This window comes from Amycolatopsis sp. TNS106, from assembly GCF_019330265.1.
GTDB classification, from domain to species: domain Bacteria; phylum Actinomycetota; class Actinomycetes; order Mycobacteriales; family Pseudonocardiaceae; genus Amycolatopsis; species Amycolatopsis lurida.
Genome location: NZ_CP024972.1, coordinates 184959 through 201829, shown reverse-complemented (window position 1 = coordinate 201829; position 16871 = coordinate 184959). Strand labels below are relative to the sequence as shown.

Annotated in this window: 22 protein-coding genes; 12 read left to right on the top strand and 10 right to left on the bottom strand. The window is 68.7% G+C overall.

Features of this window, described 5'->3' with window-relative positions:
• Nucleotides 1-87: 87 nt before the first annotated feature.
• From CVV72_RS01030 to CVV72_RS01005, 6 genes are all read left to right on the top strand, one after another.
• Nucleotides 88-552: an Asp23/Gls24 family envelope stress response protein gene (locus tag CVV72_RS01030; protein ID WP_219150521.1), complete on the top strand. Its 465-nt coding sequence runs from the start codon at nt 88-90 to the stop codon at nt 550-552.
• A gap of 41 nt (nt 553-593) precedes the next feature.
• Nucleotides 594-770 (top strand): hypothetical protein, encoded by a 177-nt coding sequence (locus CVV72_RS01025; RefSeq protein WP_005154991.1) that lies wholly within the window; start codon nt 594-596, stop codon nt 768-770.
• Nucleotides 771-775: 5 nt separating this feature from the next.
• On the top strand, nt 776-1162 hold the full coding sequence (locus tag CVV72_RS01020; protein ID WP_219150519.1) for an Asp23/Gls24 family envelope stress response protein: 387 nt from the start codon (nt 776-778) through the stop codon (nt 1160-1162).
• Complete coding sequence (locus tag CVV72_RS01015) at nt 1159-1686, top strand: DUF6286 domain-containing protein (RefSeq protein ID WP_219150517.1); 528 nt, start codon at nt 1159-1161, stop codon at nt 1684-1686. Before CVV72_RS01020 ends, CVV72_RS01015 begins: the two co-directional genes overlap by 4 nt.
• Nucleotides 1683-2249, top strand: a complete 567-nt coding sequence (locus tag CVV72_RS01010) for an alkaline shock response membrane anchor protein AmaP (RefSeq protein WP_219150515.1) — start codon at nt 1683-1685, stop codon at nt 2247-2249. Before CVV72_RS01015 ends, CVV72_RS01010 begins: the two co-directional genes overlap by 4 nt.
• A gap of 76 nt (nt 2250-2325) precedes the next feature.
• Complete coding sequence (locus CVV72_RS01005; RefSeq protein WP_219150513.1) at nt 2326-3261, top strand: SDR family NAD(P)-dependent oxidoreductase; 936 nt, start codon at nt 2326-2328, stop codon at nt 3259-3261.
• Here the strand turns inward: CVV72_RS01005 and CVV72_RS01000 are convergent.
• From CVV72_RS01000 to CVV72_RS00990, 3 genes are all read right to left on the bottom strand, one after another.
• Complete coding sequence (locus CVV72_RS01000; RefSeq protein ID WP_219150511.1) at nt 3258-3971, bottom strand: anti-sigma factor domain-containing protein; 714 nt, start codon at nt 3969-3971, stop codon at nt 3258-3260. The genes CVV72_RS01005 and CVV72_RS01000 overlap by 4 nt on opposite strands.
• A complete protein-coding gene (gene sigK / locus CVV72_RS00995) occupies nt 3968-4564 on the bottom strand; it encodes an ECF RNA polymerase sigma factor SigK (RefSeq protein ID WP_219150509.1) in 597 nt (198 codons plus the stop codon). The genes CVV72_RS01000 and sigK overlap by 4 nt, the downstream gene beginning before the upstream one ends.
• Nucleotides 4565-4657: 93 nt before the next feature.
• Nucleotides 4658-5125, bottom strand: a complete 468-nt coding sequence (locus tag CVV72_RS00990; RefSeq protein WP_219150507.1) for a MarR family winged helix-turn-helix transcriptional regulator — start codon at nt 5123-5125, stop codon at nt 4658-4660.
• An 88-nt stretch (nt 5126-5213) separates the two neighbouring features.
• Here CVV72_RS00990 and CVV72_RS00985 point away from each other — a divergent pair, with 88 nt between their 5' ends.
• Nucleotides 5214-6320, top strand: a complete 1107-nt coding sequence (locus CVV72_RS00985) for a cytochrome P450 (RefSeq protein WP_219150505.1) — start codon at nt 5214-5216, stop codon at nt 6318-6320.
• A 45-nt stretch (nt 6321-6365) separates the two neighbouring features.
• Here the strand turns inward: CVV72_RS00985 and CVV72_RS00980 are convergent, their stop codons facing one another.
• From CVV72_RS00980 to CVV72_RS00965, 4 genes are all read right to left on the bottom strand, one after another.
• Nucleotides 6366-6572: a CsbD family protein gene (locus tag CVV72_RS00980; RefSeq protein WP_034320799.1), complete on the bottom strand. Its 207-nt coding sequence runs from the start codon at nt 6570-6572 to the stop codon at nt 6366-6368.
• Nucleotides 6573-6670: 98 nt separating this feature from the next.
• A complete protein-coding gene (locus CVV72_RS00975; RefSeq protein ID WP_219150502.1) occupies nt 6671-7087 on the bottom strand; it encodes a VOC family protein in 417 nt (138 codons plus the stop codon).
• Nucleotides 7088-7111: 24 nt separating this feature from the next.
• A complete protein-coding gene (locus CVV72_RS00970) occupies nt 7112-7996 on the bottom strand; it encodes an alpha/beta fold hydrolase (protein WP_219150500.1) in 885 nt (294 codons plus the stop codon).
• On the bottom strand, nt 7996-8496 hold the full coding sequence (locus CVV72_RS00965) for an ATP-binding protein (RefSeq protein WP_219153747.1): 501 nt from the start codon (nt 8494-8496) through the stop codon (nt 7996-7998). The genes CVV72_RS00970 and CVV72_RS00965 overlap by 1 nt, the downstream gene beginning before the upstream one ends.
• A gap of 148 nt (nt 8497-8644) precedes the next feature.
• On the opposite strand from CVV72_RS00965, the gene CVV72_RS00960 reads away from it, so the two are divergent.
• Together CVV72_RS00960 and CVV72_RS00955 are read left to right on the top strand one after the other, a co-directional pair.
• A complete protein-coding gene (locus CVV72_RS00960) occupies nt 8645-9256 on the top strand; it encodes a LysE family translocator (protein WP_219150499.1) in 612 nt (203 codons plus the stop codon).
• Between the two features lie 11 nt (nt 9257-9267).
• Nucleotides 9268-9915 (top strand): B3/4 domain-containing protein, encoded by a 648-nt coding sequence (locus tag CVV72_RS00955; RefSeq protein WP_219150497.1) that lies wholly within the window; start codon nt 9268-9270, stop codon nt 9913-9915.
• On the opposite strand, the gene CVV72_RS00950 is transcribed toward CVV72_RS00955, so the two are convergent.
• Both CVV72_RS00950 and CVV72_RS00945 read right to left on the bottom strand, forming a co-directional pair.
• Nucleotides 9902-10846: a Ku protein gene (locus CVV72_RS00950; RefSeq protein WP_219150495.1), complete on the bottom strand. Its 945-nt coding sequence runs from the start codon at nt 10844-10846 to the stop codon at nt 9902-9904. The genes CVV72_RS00955 and CVV72_RS00950 overlap by 14 nt on opposite strands.
• A gap of 58 nt (nt 10847-10904) precedes the next feature.
• The gene (locus CVV72_RS00945; RefSeq protein WP_125681461.1) at nt 10905-11183 is read right to left on the bottom strand and encodes a YggT family protein; all 279 of its coding nucleotides are present in this window, start codon (nt 11181-11183) and stop codon (nt 10905-10907) included.
• A gap of 431 nt (nt 11184-11614) precedes the next feature.
• Here CVV72_RS00945 and CVV72_RS00940 point away from each other — a divergent pair, with 431 nt between their 5' ends.
• From CVV72_RS00940 to CVV72_RS00935, 3 genes are all read left to right on the top strand, one after another.
• Complete coding sequence (locus tag CVV72_RS00940; protein ID WP_219150493.1) at nt 11615-14521, top strand: BTAD domain-containing putative transcriptional regulator; 2907 nt, start codon at nt 11615-11617, stop codon at nt 14519-14521.
• Nucleotides 14522-14602: 81 nt separating this feature from the next.
• Nucleotides 14603-14725 carry a hypothetical protein gene (locus CVV72_RS41430; protein WP_255632439.1) on the top strand — a complete coding sequence of 41 codons (123 nt, stop codon included), beginning with the start codon at nt 14603-14605 and terminating at the stop codon, nt 14723-14725.
• A gap of 53 nt (nt 14726-14778) precedes the next feature.
• Complete coding sequence (locus CVV72_RS00935; protein WP_219150491.1) at nt 14779-15852, top strand: SagB/ThcOx family dehydrogenase; 1074 nt, start codon at nt 14779-14781, stop codon at nt 15850-15852.
• Nucleotides 15853-16062: 210 nt separating this feature from the next.
• Here the strand turns inward: CVV72_RS00935 and CVV72_RS00930 are convergent, their stop codons facing one another.
• Nucleotides 16063-16458: a hypothetical protein gene (locus tag CVV72_RS00930; RefSeq protein ID WP_219150489.1), complete on the bottom strand. Its 396-nt coding sequence runs from the start codon at nt 16456-16458 to the stop codon at nt 16063-16065.
• Nucleotides 16459-16871 lie beyond the last annotated feature (413 nt).

The window sequence follows — 16871 nt, the reverse complement described above, 5'->3', positions numbered from 1 at the left end:
TGACGATCTTGGTTCGGCTGGGTCTATGGAGTGTGGAAGCGAACAACTTCCACCACAGGCAACGGAATCCGAACCGAGGAGATCGCGATGACGAACACCGCCACCACCGCCAAGCCGAACTCGAACTCCGCCGCCCCGGCCGAGAACAGCGCGCTCGTCACCACGCAGGGCGTGACCACGATCGCCGACACCGTCGTGCAGAAGGTCGCGGGCCTCGCGACCCGCGAGATCACCGGCGTCCACGCGCTGGGCGGCGGCGCCGTGCGGGCCTTCAACGCGCTGCGTGAGCGCATCCCCGGCGCCACCGCGTCCGCCGGGCAGGGCGTCTCCGTCGAGGTCGGCGAACGCCAGGCCGCGGTCGACCTGCAGATCGTCGTCGAATACGGGGTCGCGATCGCGGATCTCGCCAAGTCGGTGCGCCGCAACGTGATCGGCGCGGTCGAGCAGATGACCGGCCTCGAGGTCGTCGAGGTCAACATCAACGTGTCCGACGTGCACATCCCTGGCGACGACGACACCGACGAAGACTCCGAATCCACCCGCGTCCAGTGACCATCGGCGCCGGTTCGCGCCCGACAGCAAGGAGAACGTTCATGAACGCCACCCACCTCGGCCTGCTGACCGGTCTCGTGCTCGGCGTGGCCGGCGCGTTCGGCGGCTTCGGCGCCTTCCTCGTCGTGCTCGTGCTCGCCGTCCTCGGCCTGCTGGTCGGCCGGTTCCTCGACGGCAAGCTCGACCTTTCGGCCCTGGCGGGCCGCGACAGGGGCTGATCGCCATGACGACCATGACCGCCGCCGCGCCCGGAACGGACGGGCGCGGCGCCCTGACCGTGGCCGACGGCGCCGTCGAGCGGATCGCCGCTCGGGCGATCACCGAACTCGACGGCGTCGGCGGCTCGGCCTCCCGGGTGCTCGGAATCGCGGTCGGCGGTGAAGACCTCGACCAGGGCGCCAAGGTGAGCGCGCACGTCACCGGCTCGACGGCCACTTTGGACGTCCGGCTTTCGGTGAAGTACCCGCTCTCCGTGCGCGGCACCACCGAAAGCGCGCGAGAGCATCTGATCCGCCGCGTGGGCGAACTCTCGGGCCTGGCCATCACGCGGGTCGACATCACCGTCACGGCCCTGCATTCCACGGAGACCGAAACGAGGAGGGTCCGATGAAACGGCGCCCGCGCCGCAGTGTCCCGGCCGTGCTGGTCGCCCTCGTGGTGCTCGCCGGATGCGTACTGGCCGCCATCGTCGCGGTCCAGACGATCATCGGCGAAAAGCCGTGGATCAGCTACGACGCCGTCGCGTCCGCTCTGCACGACACCCGATGGAGTGATCCGCTGCCGGCGATCGCGGGCGGGGTGGTCGCGCTGATCGGTCTGCTGCTCCTCGTGGCCGCGATCGTCCCGGGGCGGCCCACCGTGCTGCCGCTCGAAGGCGGCACGGACTCCGGGGCCTCCCGGCGCAGCTACCGGTCGACGCTGCGTACCGCGGCGTCCACTGTGGATGGTGTCTCGGCGGCGAAACTGAAGGTCAAGCGGAGCAAGATCGTCTCGGTGGTCACCACCGGGCGGACGAACACCGCCGGACTCGCCGACGCCGTCCGCGCGGCCATCGAGCACCGCCTCTCACAGATCGGCCCCGCCACCGTCCCGGCCGTGCGGGTCCGAGTCAAGGCCACCAGGAGCGCGTCATGACCGACCTCAACCGCCCCGCCCGGCTGAACCGCACCCTGCTGGTGCTGACCGGGATCGTGTTGCTCGCCGCCGGCGGATTCGCCGTCGGCACCCATTTCGGCCGGATCCCGCTGCTCGATCCGGGCACCCCGCTCGTCCCCGGGACCGCCATGCCACCCGGATGGGTCTGGTACGTCGTCGCCGGGGCCGCGGTGGTGGCCGGTCTGCTGGCGCTGCGCTGGCTGATCGCGCAGCCCGTCCGCAAACCGAAGTCCCACACCTGGCGCTTCGACCAGGAGACCGGTGAGACCACGCTGGCCGCGAGCACCGCGGTGGAACCGTTCGCCGCGGAGGTCGCGACCTATCCCGGCGTCCACGCCGCGCACGCCACGCTCGGCGGGTCCCAGGACGCGCCGGTGCTGGCCGTGGTGCTGAGCGCCGAACAGGACGGCGATCTGGCCACCATCCGCGAGCGGATCACCGCGGAGGGCCTGCCGAGGCTGCGTCAGGCGTTGGATCTCGGCGAGCTTCCGATGACCATCGAGTTCCGCTTCTCCGCGAAGGCCGGATCCCGCGTTCAGTGAGTGGTTTCCGAGCAGGGCGAACCGGGAACATGGAGTACACCGCGCAACCACCATTCGACCGCTGAGGAGTACCCGCATGTCCGTCGTCACCCGGGTCGCCGACACCGTGCTCGACCGGACCTTGCTCGGGTACGGCAACATCGGGTACTCCGTGCGACGGCACTGGTGGCCCGGGGATCCCGCGCCGGACGCGCTCGCGGGCAAGGTCGCCGTGGTGACCGGCGCCAAAGCGGGTTTGGGGAAGGCGACGGCCATCGGGCTGGCGAAGCTGGGCGCGACCGTCCGGATCGCGATTCGCGGCGACGGTAACGCCGCCCGCGCCGAGATCGAGCACGCCGCGCCCGGCTCGCGGATCATCGTCGACCAATGCGATGTCAGCCTGATCTCGTCCGTGCGCGACTACGCCAAAGACCTCGACGGTGAGGTGGACGTTCTCGTGCACAACGCCGGAGTGATGCCGGCGGAACGCACGGAGACGGCCGAGGGCAACGAACTCATGCTGGCCACGCACGTGCTCGGGCCGCATCTGCTCACCGCGTCGCTCCGGCCGAAGCTCGCCGACGGCGCGAGGGTGATCTGGGTCAGCTCCGGTGGCATGTACGGCCAGCCGCTGCGCGCCGACGACCTCCAGTACCGCCGCGACGAGTACAAGCCGGCGGCCGGATACGCGCGGACGAAACGGATGCAGGTGGTGCTCGCCGAGCTCTGGGCGGACCGGCTGGACGGCTCCGGGGTCACCGTGCACAGCGCTCATCCCGGCTGGGCCGACACGCCGGGCGTCGCGACCTCCCTGCCGACGTTCCAGAAGCTGACACGACGGATCCTGCGGAATCCCGAGCAGGGCGCCGACACCTTCGTCTGGCTCGCCGCCGCCGAGGAACCGGCCCGGTACAACGGGATGTTCTGGCACGACCGTGTCCAGCGGCCGACGCACTACCTCGGCAAGACCCGGGAGACCGCCGCACAGCGCCAGGAACTCTGGCAGGCCTGCGAGCGGCTCACCGGCTCCTAGACCAGGTCCACCATGACCACCGCCGGAACGGTCGGGGCAGGCGAGCCGCCGGCGGGTTCCGCGGTGATGCCGACCCGGTCGATCCCGCCCGGCAGGTCCGCGAGCACCGGCCGGGTCCGATGTGGACCGTCCGGAGCCAACAGGCCCGCCGAATGCACCCCGCTCTTTCCGATGAGCCAGACCTGATACGCCTTGCCTGGCGCCAACGGCGGAAGGTCACCGGCCAGCACGACGATCTTGCCCTTGCCGTGCGAGGTCACGACCGTGGTGTTCCCGCGTTCCGCGTCCTTGACCGTCGAGGCGTCGGGCGCGGTGAGCACGGCGTTCACCGAGGCCAGCTGTTGCTGAGCGGGGTCGGTCCCCGGATCGGTGGTCGTGGTGACCAAGCTGAACACCAGCGCTCCGACGGCGGCCGCGGCGGCACCCCAGAGGGCGATCCGCGTCTTCACCGGCCCGCCTCGACGCACGACCGCGACCAGCGGAGGCCATTGACGGGTGTGGGCGACCTCCGTGAGCGTCGCTTCCCGCAGTCTCGGCGGTGGCGGGGTGGCGAGCGCCGCTCCCAGACGGGCGGCGGCTTCCCGGAGTTCCCGGACCTCCTGGCCGCACGCGGGGCAACCCCGCAGATGCCGCTTGAAGGCGGCGGCCTCTTCCTCCGGGACGGCGTCCACGGCGTAGGCCCCGGTCAGTGTGTGCAGTTCCGCCGTCATTGCCCGACCCCCAAGCAGTCACGCAGCCGGATCAGGCCATCGCGGATGCGGGTCTTCACCGTGCCGGGCGCGGTCTTGAGCACTTCCGCGACTTCCGGGTACGTGTAGCCGTTGTAATAGGCCAGCACGACCGATTCCCGTTGCAGGTCGGTCAACGCGGACAGGCACTGGCGCACCCGCTGCTGCTCCAGGTTGCTGATCGTCGACTCGGCGACCTCGTCGAACGGGCGGCGGAAGTCGAGCCGTCCCGCGCGATCGTCCCGGTCGAGCGCGGCCTGATGCGAACGCACCCGGTCCACCGCCCGCCGGTGCGCGATCGTGAGCACCCAGGCCAGCGTGCTCCCCTTGCCCGGTTTGAACCGGGCGGCCGTCCGCCACACCTCCACCAGGACCTCTTGGGTGACCTCCTCGGCGAACGTGCCGTTGCGGACGACCCTGTTCACCACGCCCCACACCGGTCCCGCCACGACGTCGTACAGGTCGGCGAACGCCTGTTCGTCACCTGCCGCGACCCGTTGCATCAAACTCGCCTCGGCGGGCTCCGCTCCGGTGCCGCCGCTTCCGCGCGGACTCGTCCGCACTCCCTCGACCATCAAGCCGCCTCCACCTCACCCGACGCCCGGCTACGCGGTTCCGTGGCGTCCGGGAGGGATTCGGTGCCGAGAGCGGATCGGACTGGTCCGGGTCTAATCCTGTTCTTCGAGCACGCTGTCCATAGTGGACTTCAGATGCCGTAGGAAGGCCTCGAACCGTTCGATCTCCTCCGCGGGGTACTCAGCCACGAGCGCCGCGAGCCCGGCGCTGAACGGACCGAAGAACTCACGCGCGGGCCCCTGGATGTCCGGGCCGCTGCGCAGGGTGACCCTTCGCCGGTCGCTGTCCTCCCTGGTCCGCACCACGTAACCGAGGCTTTCCAGCCGGTTCAGCAAATTCGTGGTCGCGCCGGAGGTCAGCGCGATGCGGTCGCCGAGCCGGGCCGGGGACAACGGCGAGCCGGTGTCTTCGGCGTAGAGGATCTCCACGAGCGCGGCGGCGTCGGTGGCGTGCAGGCCGAGCCAGTCCGCGAAACGCCGGGTGAACTCGGTGTAGTTCGCCCCGAAGCTCCGGAGGCCGTCCAGCAGCGACGCACTCCGCGCCGCGACGTCGTCCTCCATCAGCCCTCCTCGGATCCGTGCGCTTTGACAACCTACCGGCCCCGAATATACCTTCACAGTGAAGCTACTTTCTCATGAAGGAGTTTGTGTGCTCCCCGATCCGTTCGCCGCGACGACCCGCGGCATCACCGAACCCGACCCTGTCCGCCCCGCGCTGCGGGCCGCGGGGCCGCTCGTCGAAGTGGCCGCCCCCGAGGGCGGAAGCGCGTGGATAGTCACCGAGGAGAAACTGGCCCGCGAGGTCTTGGCGGACCCGCGCTTCGCGAAGGATCCCGCGTTCGCCCCCGAGGGCTGGACCAGGTTCGAACGAACCGCAGCCGAACAACCGTCCCTCACCACACTGGACGGGCCCGACCACGCGCTCTTGCGGCGTGCGCACGCCCCTTTGCTGAGCGCCAAACGGATCCAGGCGCAATCCGACCGGATCCACCGGATCGCCCGGACCCTGCTGACGGACCTCGGCGCCGGTACGGTCGACCTCATGGACGGGTTCTCCACCCGTTTCCCGCTCACCGTGCTGCTCGACCTGCTCGGTATCCCGCTTCACCTGCTCGACGTCGCCGTCGACGCGTGCCGTCGCATGTCCGACCCCGAACCGGGTGCCCAGGGCAAGGCCATCGCCGCGATCGCGGACCTCGCCGCCGCGGGGCTGACCCCGAACCGGAAGGGGCTCGCGACGGAACTACGCGACAACCTTCCGCCCGAGACGTCCGAAGAGGACCTGCGGTATCACCTGTTCGCGTTGATCTTCGCCGGGCAGCTCACCACCGACGCCTCGATCGGCTTCCTCGTCTCGCGGCTCCTGAACGGGGACACCACCCCCGAAGGCCACCTGGTCCGCGAAACGCTCCGGGTCCACCCGCCCGCACCGTTCACGCTCTGGCGGTTCACGACCGCGGAGGTCGGCCTCGCCGGGAGCCGGCTCCCCGCCGGGGCACCGGTGCTCGTCGACATCCAGGGCATCAACACCGATCCGGCCAGGGAACCGGGCCCGGACCTGACCTTCGGCGCGGGCCCGCATTTCTGCGTCGGCGCCCAGCTCGCGCAGCTCGAACTACGGGCGGTGGCGACGGTTCTGCGCACGGACTTCCCCGAAGCCCGGCTCGCCGTGCCCTACGGCGAACTCCGGCAGACGTTCCTCGGCGGCATCCAGGGAACGCGGCTCACGAGCCTGCCGGTGGTCCTGCGCGAATGAAAACGGGCCGGGGCGCGGAAACCCGCCGCCCCGGCCCGGAGAACACTACTTCTTGAAGGTGTCGCGGAGCTTGTCCGCCGCGTCACCGACAGCGTCCTTCACGTTCTCGACCGCGCCCTTGAGACCGGCCTTCGCCTGGTCCGCCTGGCCTTCCGCGCGCAATTCGTCGTTGCCGGTGGCGTCGCCGGCGGCCTCCTTGGCCTTACCGCCGAACTCCTCGGCCTTGTTGCTGATCTTGTCGCCCAACGACATCGGGTCCTCCTCCGTCCGTGGCGCCCGGATCGTGCGCCTTACGTCCGAAGGACAAACGAAGATCAGGATTCGTCACGCGCACGGACGGGTGATCGTCCTCACCCGACGCGCCAGGGCATGTACTGGAGCGTCCAGGTGTTGCCGTCCGGGTCGCTGAACGCCGCGTAGAAGACGCCGCCGATGTCCTCGACCGGACCGACGTCGGCCCCCTTGGCGACGAGGGCGGCGCGGGCCTCCTCGATGTCGGCGACCACGAGATGGAGCCCGCGCAGCGACCCGGCAGGCATGTCCAGCGACGGGATCCCGGTGGCCAAGGTGATCGAGCAGGCCGAACCCGGCGGAGTGAGCTGGACGATCCGGACCCCGTCTGCGGGCCGCACGTCGACGTCGACGTGGAAACCGAGCTTCTCCGTGTAGAAATCCTTCGCCCGGTCGATGTCGCTGACCGGCACCGGGACGAGTTCGAGCAGGAACTTCCCCGGCGGAACCGAGGGCGCTGGCTGGGGGTCGGTCACGGGCGGACCTTTCGTCGGAGGGACTCACTCAAGCAGAGACGCCACAGCGGCCGCGAACGCTTCAGGAGCCTCCTGGGGAACGTTGTGGCCGACCCCGGGCAGAACCCGATGTTCGTACGGCCCGGTGAAGTACTCGCGGTCGCCCTCCGCGCTCGGGCCGCCGATGCCGTCGTCCCCGCTCTCCAGCACCACCGTCGGCACCGTGATGGCCGGCTCCTCCGCGATCAGGTCTTCGAGCGCCTGATACCGCGGATCGCCTTCCGCCAAGCCGAAGCGGTGCCGGTAGGAGTGGATGACGACGTCGACGAAGTCCGGGTTGTGGAGGCTGGGAGCGCTGGTCGGGAACGCCGCGTCGGCGCCGGTCCAGGTCGGCGACCAGGTGCGCCACAACAAGGCGCACAGCTCGTCGCGGTTCTCCGCCAGCCCGCGCCTGCCCCGCTCGGAGTGGAAATAGAACTGATACCAGTAAGTGCGTTCCCACTCCGGTGGCGCGGGTTCGCCGGCGTAGGCGAGGTTCTGGACGTTGTAGCCGTCCACCGAGACCAGCCCGCGCACGCGCTCGGGCCGGAGCGCGGCCGCGATACAGGCCGCGCGGCCGCCCCAGTCGTAGCCCGCGACGACGGCCTTCTCCAGCCCCAGCGCGTCCATGAACTCGAGCAGGTCCTGCGCGAGGGCGGCCTGCTGTCCGGAGCGAAGTGTCGCCTTGTCGAGGAAACGCGTGCCACCGAATCCCCGGAGATAGGGGACGTACACGGAGGCTCCGCCCGCCGCGAGGAGCGTGGCGACCTCGTCGTAGGCCCGCACGTCGTACGGAAAGCCGTGGAGCAGGACCACCGGGGGCCCGCCCTCTTCGCCGGCGTGCTCGTACTCGATCTCGAGCACCGGCGTGGTGACCTGTCTCGTCGCCATCAGCCGGACCAGCCGCTCAGCCGGGTCAAGAGCCGTTCCAGGACTTCGGGATCGGCGCCGACGGGCTCGCCGGAGACGGGTTCGTCCACCAGCGTGCGACGGTCGCCCCGCCTCGGCAGCTGGACCTGTCCGGCAGACAGGCCACCGGGCAGCGGCAGCTCGCACCAGAAGGTCACGCCGCCGGTCTCGCTCGGCGCCACCCCGGTCCGCTCACCCGGTGCGGGTGTCGGCACGGGGAGCCCGTCCAGTTCGTGGTCGACCTCGATGACCAGCACGTCCGACCGCAGGCGCAAGCGCAGTGTCAGGAAGGGCGGCTCCTTCGGATCGGCCGCGTCGACCAGCGTGCCCACCAATCCGGCGGCGGCGGTTTTCGCCTGATCGAGCAACGGCCGCAAGGACCAATCCGACAAGATGAGACGGACGAAGAGCTCGGAGCACAACACGGCATTCGGTTGTGCCACCAGCCGGAGGTCGTCCACCTGGGAAGTGCGCGCGCTCAAACCAAGGCCTTCCTCGTCGACGTGCGAGCGTGCATCATGCCACTCCATCCGGTGAACCCTTCACGCCGCCTCACGCAAGCCTTTGGTCCTGCGGAGTCCGCGTGCTTTGGCTCTGTCCATCGGACCAAAAAGCGCGCACAGTGAGCTTGTGAGCATCGCCTTCCTGATCACCACGCTGGTCGTGGTCGCCACGCCCGGTACCGGCGTGGTCTACACCCTTTCCGCCGGACTGGCCCGGGGGAGACGCGCGAGCGTCGTCGCCGCGACGGCGTGCACCCTCGGCATCGTCCCGCACATGGTCGCCGCGATCACCGGCCTCGCGGCGCTCCTGCACGCGAGCGCGGTGGCGTTCGAGATCATCAAGTATCTCGGCGTCGCCTACCTGCTCTACATGGCGTGGGCGACGCTGAAGGACCGGGAAGCGATCGTCGTGGACGGCGATCCCGAACCCGCGTCGACCCTGCGGACGATCACCTCAGGCGTGCTGATCAACGTCCTGAACCCGAAGCTGACCTTGTTCTTCTTCGCGTTCCTGCCGCAGTTCGTCCCGGCGGGCGAGCCCGGTTCGATCCCTCGGATGCTGCTGCTGAGCGGGGTGTTCATGCTGGCGACCTTCGTGGTGTTCAGCGTGTACGGCGTCCTCGCGGCCGGCGTGCGGCACCACGTCCTTTCCCGGCCGCGCGTGCTCGCCTGGCTCCGGCGGATCTTCGCCGGTTCCTTCGCCGCGCTCGGCGTCAAACTCGCGTTCACCACCCAGTAGACAGGTTCAGCATGCGACTCCAGCACCACCCCGAAATCCGCGCCGCCCACCCCGGCCTCGCCGTCGGCACGCTGCGGGCCAGCGGTATCACCCCGGAAATGCCGGTCGACCTCGAAGAGTTCCTCGCGCGGGCGACGCGGCGGCTCGCGGACGGGCCCGAATCGGACTTCCCCGAGATCCAGGCCTGGCGGCGGGCGTTCGCCAAAATGGGCCTGAAGCCGACGCAGTACCGCTGCGCGTCGGAGTCGTTGCTGCGCAGGCTGCGGAAAGAAGGCACGCTCCCCCGGATCCACCCGGTGATCGACCTCTGCAACGCGGTTTCGGTCGCCTACGCCATCCCGGTCGCGGTGCTCGACGTCGCGAAGATCAGCGGCTCGCTGGAAGTCCGCCGGGCGCGGGGCGACGAGAAGTACGTGACCTTCGCCGGCACGGTCGAGCAGCCGAACCCCGGCGAGGTGATCTTCGCCGACGAGGACGGTCAAGCCCACGCGCGCCGATGGACGAACCGGCAGAGCGGGCACTCGGCCGTCTCCGCCACGACGTCCGACGTGCTGGTCGTTTCCGAGGGGCTGCACGCGACGGCGGCCGAGGACGTCCGGCTGCTGATCGAGGCCATCGCGAGCGAACTGGCGACGGCGGGTGTCGTCACGATGCCTTGAGCGCCTTTTCCAGGCCGGCGCGGGTCATCTTCGACCGCCCCTTGATGTTCCGCTCCCGTGCCAGCTTGTCCAGATCCGCCTTCGACAGCGAGGACAGGTCCTTCTTCGCCGCGGCCTTCTTCGCGGGAGGCTTCTTCGCCCCGGACTTCTTCTTGGCCTTACCGCTCTCCACGCTCTTCGAAAGCGCCTCGAACAGGTCGACGACCTTCGTCGGCTCACCGGGTTCGGTCGCGGGCGTGATGGTGTCGCCCTTCTTCTTGGCCTTGATCAGGTCCCGCACGCGGTCGGTGTAGGTGTCGCGGTAGTCCTCTGGCCGCCAGTCGTCGCTCATCGCGTCGATCAGGTTGACGGCCATGTCGAGTTCCTTGCCGCGCGCCTTCGCCTTGCCCGGCAGGTCCGGCAGCTGCTCGGCGGGATCCCGCAGGTCGGCGGCGAAATGCAGGGTGTTGAGCACCATCACGCCGTCCCCCGAGCGGACGAGCGCCAGGTACTCGCGTCCGCGCATGACGAACTTGGCGATCCCGGCCTTGCCCGACGAGTCCATCGCCTCGAGCAGCAACGCGTACGGACGCTCGAACTCGTCCTTGGCGGGCGCGAGCCAATACGTCTTGTCGAAGAACATCGGGTCGATGGCGTCCAGCTCGACGAAGCTCTCGATGTCGAGCAACTTCGACCGGCCGGGCGCGATCTCGTCGAGTTCGTCGGGTTCGACGACCACGTATTCACCGTTGCCGAGCTCGTAGCCCTTGACGATGTCCTCGTAGCCGACTTCCTTGCCGGTGCGCTCGTTCACCCGCCGGTACCGGATGCGGTCCTCGGTTCCCCGCTGGAACTGGCGGAAGTGCACCGTATGGTCCTCGACCGCGCTGTACAGCCGGACCGGCACCGTCACCAGACCGAGCGAAAGCGAACCGCTCCAGACCGGACGCATGGGCACACTCCTCTCCTCCAGCGGGCTGATACCCGGAATCGCGCCGGATCACACCTGGTCAGAGGCTGAACGCGAGGGACTGCAGGAGGACGACCCCGAGGAAGACAAGGGTGAAGGCGAGGTCGAACGCGACCCCGCCCGCTCGCACCGGGCGCACCACGCGGCGGACCGGCGCCAGCACCGGCTCGGTCAGCCGATGGGCGATCCCGCGGGCCCGGAAGGCCCAGCCGGGCGGCCGGGTGGCGAGAGTGACGACCCAGTCGAGCACCATCCGGACGATGAGCACGATCAGGAACAGGGTGAGCAGGTAGCCCAGCAGATCACCTAGAGCACTCATGACGGCACACTCCTCTTTGGTCCAGTGTGCCGCGCTTTGCTGGGAGCAACCTGTGACGGGAAGAAAGGGCTACCAGGGCGGTTGGCCACCCCCAGTACGAAGGCCAACCGCCGCGGAGCCCCTACACACGGTTCGGCGCGCTGCCCCGTCGCGCCGACCCGCCAGCTGATGTCTTCAGCTTTCCAAGGCCCTGCATCGGAATTACATCGGCTCTCCACCGCAGGGCATCCGCGCAGTTCAGGAGTGGCCCGGCGTAGAATCGAAGCTGTTTCAGGGCAGCCTCGCGCCCGTCTGTTAGGCCGAATGCAGTAAGGCGCGCCCGCGCCGATCTGGCTGGAGGCCGATGCGGTCGGCTAGGGTGCCGGTCAGCCGCCGAACGGACTGGAGGTAGTGCGTGAGCACGCTCACGGTCTCGGACGACATAGTCGCATATGACCGCTGATCGTTTACCCGATTCGGCGGGATCACCCACCGGCAGCACATCCCAGCTCAGCTTCTCCGTTCTCGGCCCGCTCGAGGCCGAGGTCGACGGCGTCCCCGTCCGCTTGGGCGGACGCCGTGAACAGCGCCTCCTCGCCGCCCTGCTGATCAACGCGGGCAGGCTGGTCCCGGTGTCGTATCTGATCGGCACGATGTGGCCGGAGAATCCGCCGAAGACCGCGGTCCGCCAGGTCAGCAACGCGATCGCACGGCTGCGGCACGATCTCGGCGTGGCCCGGTCCGCCGTGGTCACCACCGGTTCGGCGTACCGCGTCGTCATCAGCAGCGCCTCGCTCGACTCGGTCCGCTTCGAAGCGGACTACAACCAGGGCGCCGAACTCCTGTCGGCCGGGCTGATCTCCCAGGCGGCCGCCAAGCTGGCGGACGCGCTCTCGCTCTGGCGCGGCCCGGCGTTCGACGGTCTCGAAGGCGACGCCATCGAGCAGACGGCGCGACGGCTCGACGAAGAACGCCTGGCCGCCTGCGAGCTTCTGATCGGCGCCAGGCTCCGGCTCGGTGAAACCGAAGCGGCGGCTCGCGAGGCCTTCGACCTCGCCGCCTGGCATCCCATGCGCGAGACCCTGCAGTGCCTCACCATGCTGGCGCTCTACCGGGCGGGCCGCGGCGCCGACGCGCTCCGGACGTTCGACCGGACCAGGGTCGCGCTCGCCGAGGAGCTCGGCGTCGACCCGAGCACCGAACTGAGCGCGCTCCACCAGCAGATCCTGCGCGCCGACGCCGAGCTGATGACGGACAGCGCCCTCGTCCGGTACGGCGTCGGCGGGCTCCGTGCCGGAATGGACACCAGTGGACGGCGTGAGGACGCGGACGCGCAGAAGGCGCTTTTCCCCCGCCCCGCACAGCTTCCCGCGGACCTCCCCGCGTTCGGCGGCCGTGCCGCCGAACTGCGGACCGTCCTCGAGATCGGCCAGGCAGGCTCCCCGGCGGGGCCGAGGCTGATCGCGATCGACGGGATGCCTGGTGTCGGCAAGACCGCGCTGGCCGTCCACGCCGCGCACCGGCTCGCGCCACTGTTCCCCGATGGGCAGCTCTTCGTGAACCTCGAAGGGTTCTCGCCCGCGGGCGACCCGGTCGATCCGGGGGTCGCGCTCGAGGCACTATTGCGGTCGCTCGGCATCCAGGGTTCGGACATCCCGGCCGGGACCGACCAGCGCGCGGCGCTCTTCCGGAGCTGTCTCGCCGGCAAACGCGTGCTTCTGGTGCTGGACAACGCCATCGGGGCGGCGCAGGTGAACCCGCTGCTGCCCGGTTCGGCGAGTTGCTGCGTGCTGATCACCAGCCGCACCCGGCTCGTGGACCTCGACGGCGCCGAACTGCTCTCGCTGGAACCGTTCAGCCGGGCCGACGCGGTGGAACTGCTCGGCCGGATCGTCGGGCCCTCTCGGTTGCGGCGGGAATCCCCGGACGCGGCCGACCAGGTGGCGAGCCTGTGCGGTGACCTCCCGCTCGCGCTGGCCGTCACGGCGAGCAGGCTGCGCGCGCGGGCGTCGTGGACGCTCGACTTCGTCGCCAGGCAGCTGCGCGACGAACGGAACCGGTTCGGCGAACTCACCGCCGGCGAACGCGACGTCGCGGGCGCGTTCCGGGTGTCCTATCTGAACTTGACCGAGACCGAACGCCGGGTGTTCCGCAGGCTGAGCCACCATCCCGGCGCCGCTTTCGATCTCCATTCGACGGCGGCCTTGGCGGAAGTGAACCTCGGCGAGGCCCGCCGCCTCGCCGAACGCCTCGTCGACGTGAACCTCCTGCGCCAGCCGTCGATGGACCGCTACGAGATGCACGACCTGCTCCGCAGCTACGGTCGTGAGCTCCTCCTCGCCGAGGAGCCCGAGCATCAGCGCGAGGCGATGATGCGGCGGCTGTTCGACTACTACCGCAGCACCGTCGCGGCCGCGATGGAGTTCATCGACCCGGACTCCGAAGACGAGCCGGGCGGCCTGGAGGTCCCGAAGAGCGAGTTCGGACAGTCCTTCGCCGACTACGACCAGGCCGCGCAGTGGATGGACGCGCAATGGCAGAACGTGCTGCCGGTGGCCGTCGCGATGAACAACCACCAGCAGTACTCCGACCTCGTGCCCTTCTGTTCGGCGGTGTGGCGTTACTTCGACAACCGCGGCTACTACCGGCAGGCCAGGGAGCTGGAGACCCTCGCCCTGTCCGCGGCGCGGGTCACCGGGAACGTGGTCCTCGAGTACCAGGCCCTGCACATGTACGCGCTGACCCTGTGGCGGCTCAACGAGTTCACCGAGGCGAACCGGCTGTTCAACGAGGTGTTCGAACTGGCCGCGACCACCGGCGACATCCGGATGCAGTGCCGGGCAAGAGGCAACTCCGGGGTCACCCACTGGCTCAAGGGCGAGTCGGACCAGGCGATCGAACACCTCGGCTGGGTCCGTGAGACCGCCCATGCCCATGGCAGCGTGCTCATCGAAGCTCGCGCCAGGCACCGGATCGGGCTGATCCACACCGAGAGCAGGCGTTATCCCGAAGCCGCCGAGGAACTCGACCAGGCACTGAGGCTGGCCCAGGAGAACGAATCACCCGATCTCGAGGCGGAATGTTTTCTCGCCCTCGGTATCAATTCGCGCGGACTCGGTGACGGCGCGCTCGCGGTCAGTCAGTTGACGACCGCGGTGGAAGTACTCGAATCGACCGGGAATCGCAGCATGCTGCCCATCGCCCACAAGGAGATGGCGTTCGCGTTCGACATTCTCGGTGAGCGACTGAATGCGGACCGTCATCGCCGGTTCGCATTGCGCCTCTACACCGATCTCGGCATTTCCGAGTCGCCCGAGGTTCGCGAACTCAAACAGCGCCTGAACGATTACTCGGCGTAATTGTCGGTTCTGCTCCGGTACTCTGTTGGCGTAGGTATATTCGCTTGACCGGAGTAACCGCTCACGGAGAGGATCGGCGGCATGCACGACGAAGACGACGACGAGTTCTTGTACGAGCTCGAAGCCGAGTACAAGGCGCAGAGCACCTGGGGCGGCTTCGAACCGCCTCCGCACGGCGGGCCTCCTTTCCGCTCGCAACGCTGAATGACCAGACGTATTCGGAAAGTATTACTGGGGACTGGGGCACAAGACATTCGATGCTGGTCAGGGTTTCCTCGTGCGGAACGCTTTATTGGTCCGATGGTGACGTCGTCTGGGACGATCACCTCGGCCATCGCCAGCTGAAACTCGCCGAAGGAACCGAACGCGTCCTGCGCTGGTTCAGTTCTTGGCGAGAACCGGAATCGGTCCGCGCCGCGGACGAGAATCCCGAGATCGGGGAAAGGCTCGTCCGTATCGCGCGAGCGATGATCCGGTACGACGTGCTGGTGGTCAAAGGTTCTTCCCGGCAACAACGGGAAGAAGAGATCCTTCGGGATTGGGGCCCTTGGGGAGCGTCCGCGCGGGCGTTTCACTTCGGCACCCGCTCCTTGCGGGAAACCGAGTTCACGACCAGCGAAATAACGGCGAAAACCTTGCTGGAGAAGGCGAAGGCCAGCCCTCCGCCTTCTCCGGTGAGGCCTTCCGGTGAACACGACGCGCTGGCGCTGCCCGAACCGTCGCCGGAACCTCTGAACGCGATCGCCTTGGGCGACGCGCTGAACCAACGCAGAAGCGTCCGCGAGTTCGGTGAAGAACCCTTGCGGCTGCGCGATTTGAGCGCACTCCTCACGTCGGCCCGGCCGACGAGACCCGAAACGCATTCCGACATCCCCACCACCGGGAATGTCTTCAAGACGAGCCCATCGGGCGGAGCCCGGCATCCGACTGAGGTGTACGTCTACGCGAGGAACGTCGAGGGCTTGGATCAGGGTGCCTATCACTACGACGGTTTCCGGCACCGCCTCACGCCGCTGGACGGCAAGATCGACGACGACGAGCTGGTCGCCCTCGCCGGCGACCAGCAGTGGACCCGGAACGCCGGCGCGCTGCTGATCTACACCAGCGTCATCGAGCGGAACCAATGGAAGTACCCGATGAGCCGCACCTATCGGGTACTGCTGATGGACGTCGGCCACCTGAGCCAGACCGTGTACCTGATGGCGACCGCGCTGGGACTGAACGTCACGTTCACCGCGGCGCTTCGCGACGAACTGGTCGAAGATCTCCTCGGCTGCGACCCGGCCAACGAACTTGTGCTGGGTATGTCGGTGGTCGGCACTCGTTTGTGAGTACCTGAAGGGCTTTGCCGTTTTTCGGCGATGGCGCTGTACTCAACCTCGACACTGGGCATCGCTGGCGCAACTGCCACCCGAAACACCACTTCGCGGTCAACTCCAAGATCCGCCGCCCCGATTACCTACTCGACGTTGCTCGATGGGCACCAGTACCGTCCGCGCCGATCGGCCCGGGAGCCCGAGCCGATCGGCGGGTGAGGCGGGTTAGGGGAAGTACGGGTTGTCGTAGCCGTACTCCCTGCAGGAGTCCACCCCCGGCCGGATGTCCGTGCACACCCGCAGCGTGGGACCGTAGATGCCGTTGCTGTCAGACCCCGCGATACCCTTCCAGGTAATGGTCTTGCCGCAGCCCTCGTTGTTGTCGCGCCGCTTGCCCTGCCACTCGCTCGTCCACCCCTTGTTGATGATGAAGTAGAAGTAGACGGGGTTCCCGTCGCACTTTGCGTCCTTCAACGTGACGTCGGCCTTGAAACCGCCCCGGCCGGTCCACGTCAACGTCCCGCTGAAGCTCGCGCCGCCGTCCGGCGACGCCCCGGAGATGGATTTCGACTGGTCCGCCGCCGCGGATCCCGCGCCGACGAACGCCAGTGCGAGCATCATGAACACCGACACAAGACATGCGACGACCCTCGAACGAACTCTCATGACAATCCCCTCGTGATCTTCCGACAGCGCCCGGACCAGGTACCTGCCGGGGCGGATACGGACTCGTCTCATCTGCTTCCCCGCCCACCTCGGGCGGCGCACCTACGATCCCGGGAGCACTTTCATTCTGCTTTCAAGCCATGAAAGCCAAGGCAACGCGGCCTTGAGCCCAATGCCCGCGCTGCATTCGCACAGTCAGCAGGCCCCCGGTCCGCGACTGCGCGCCTGCCTGCGTCACAGACCGCGATTATGGTGGCGCCGCTGCGGCCGGCTCCCGCGTTGTCGTGGTCCGATCCCGCAGCCGCGCAGCGTTGACCTCGAGGGGCCAGGCAAGCGCATCACTGGTACGCGCTGCTCGATGAGGCGAT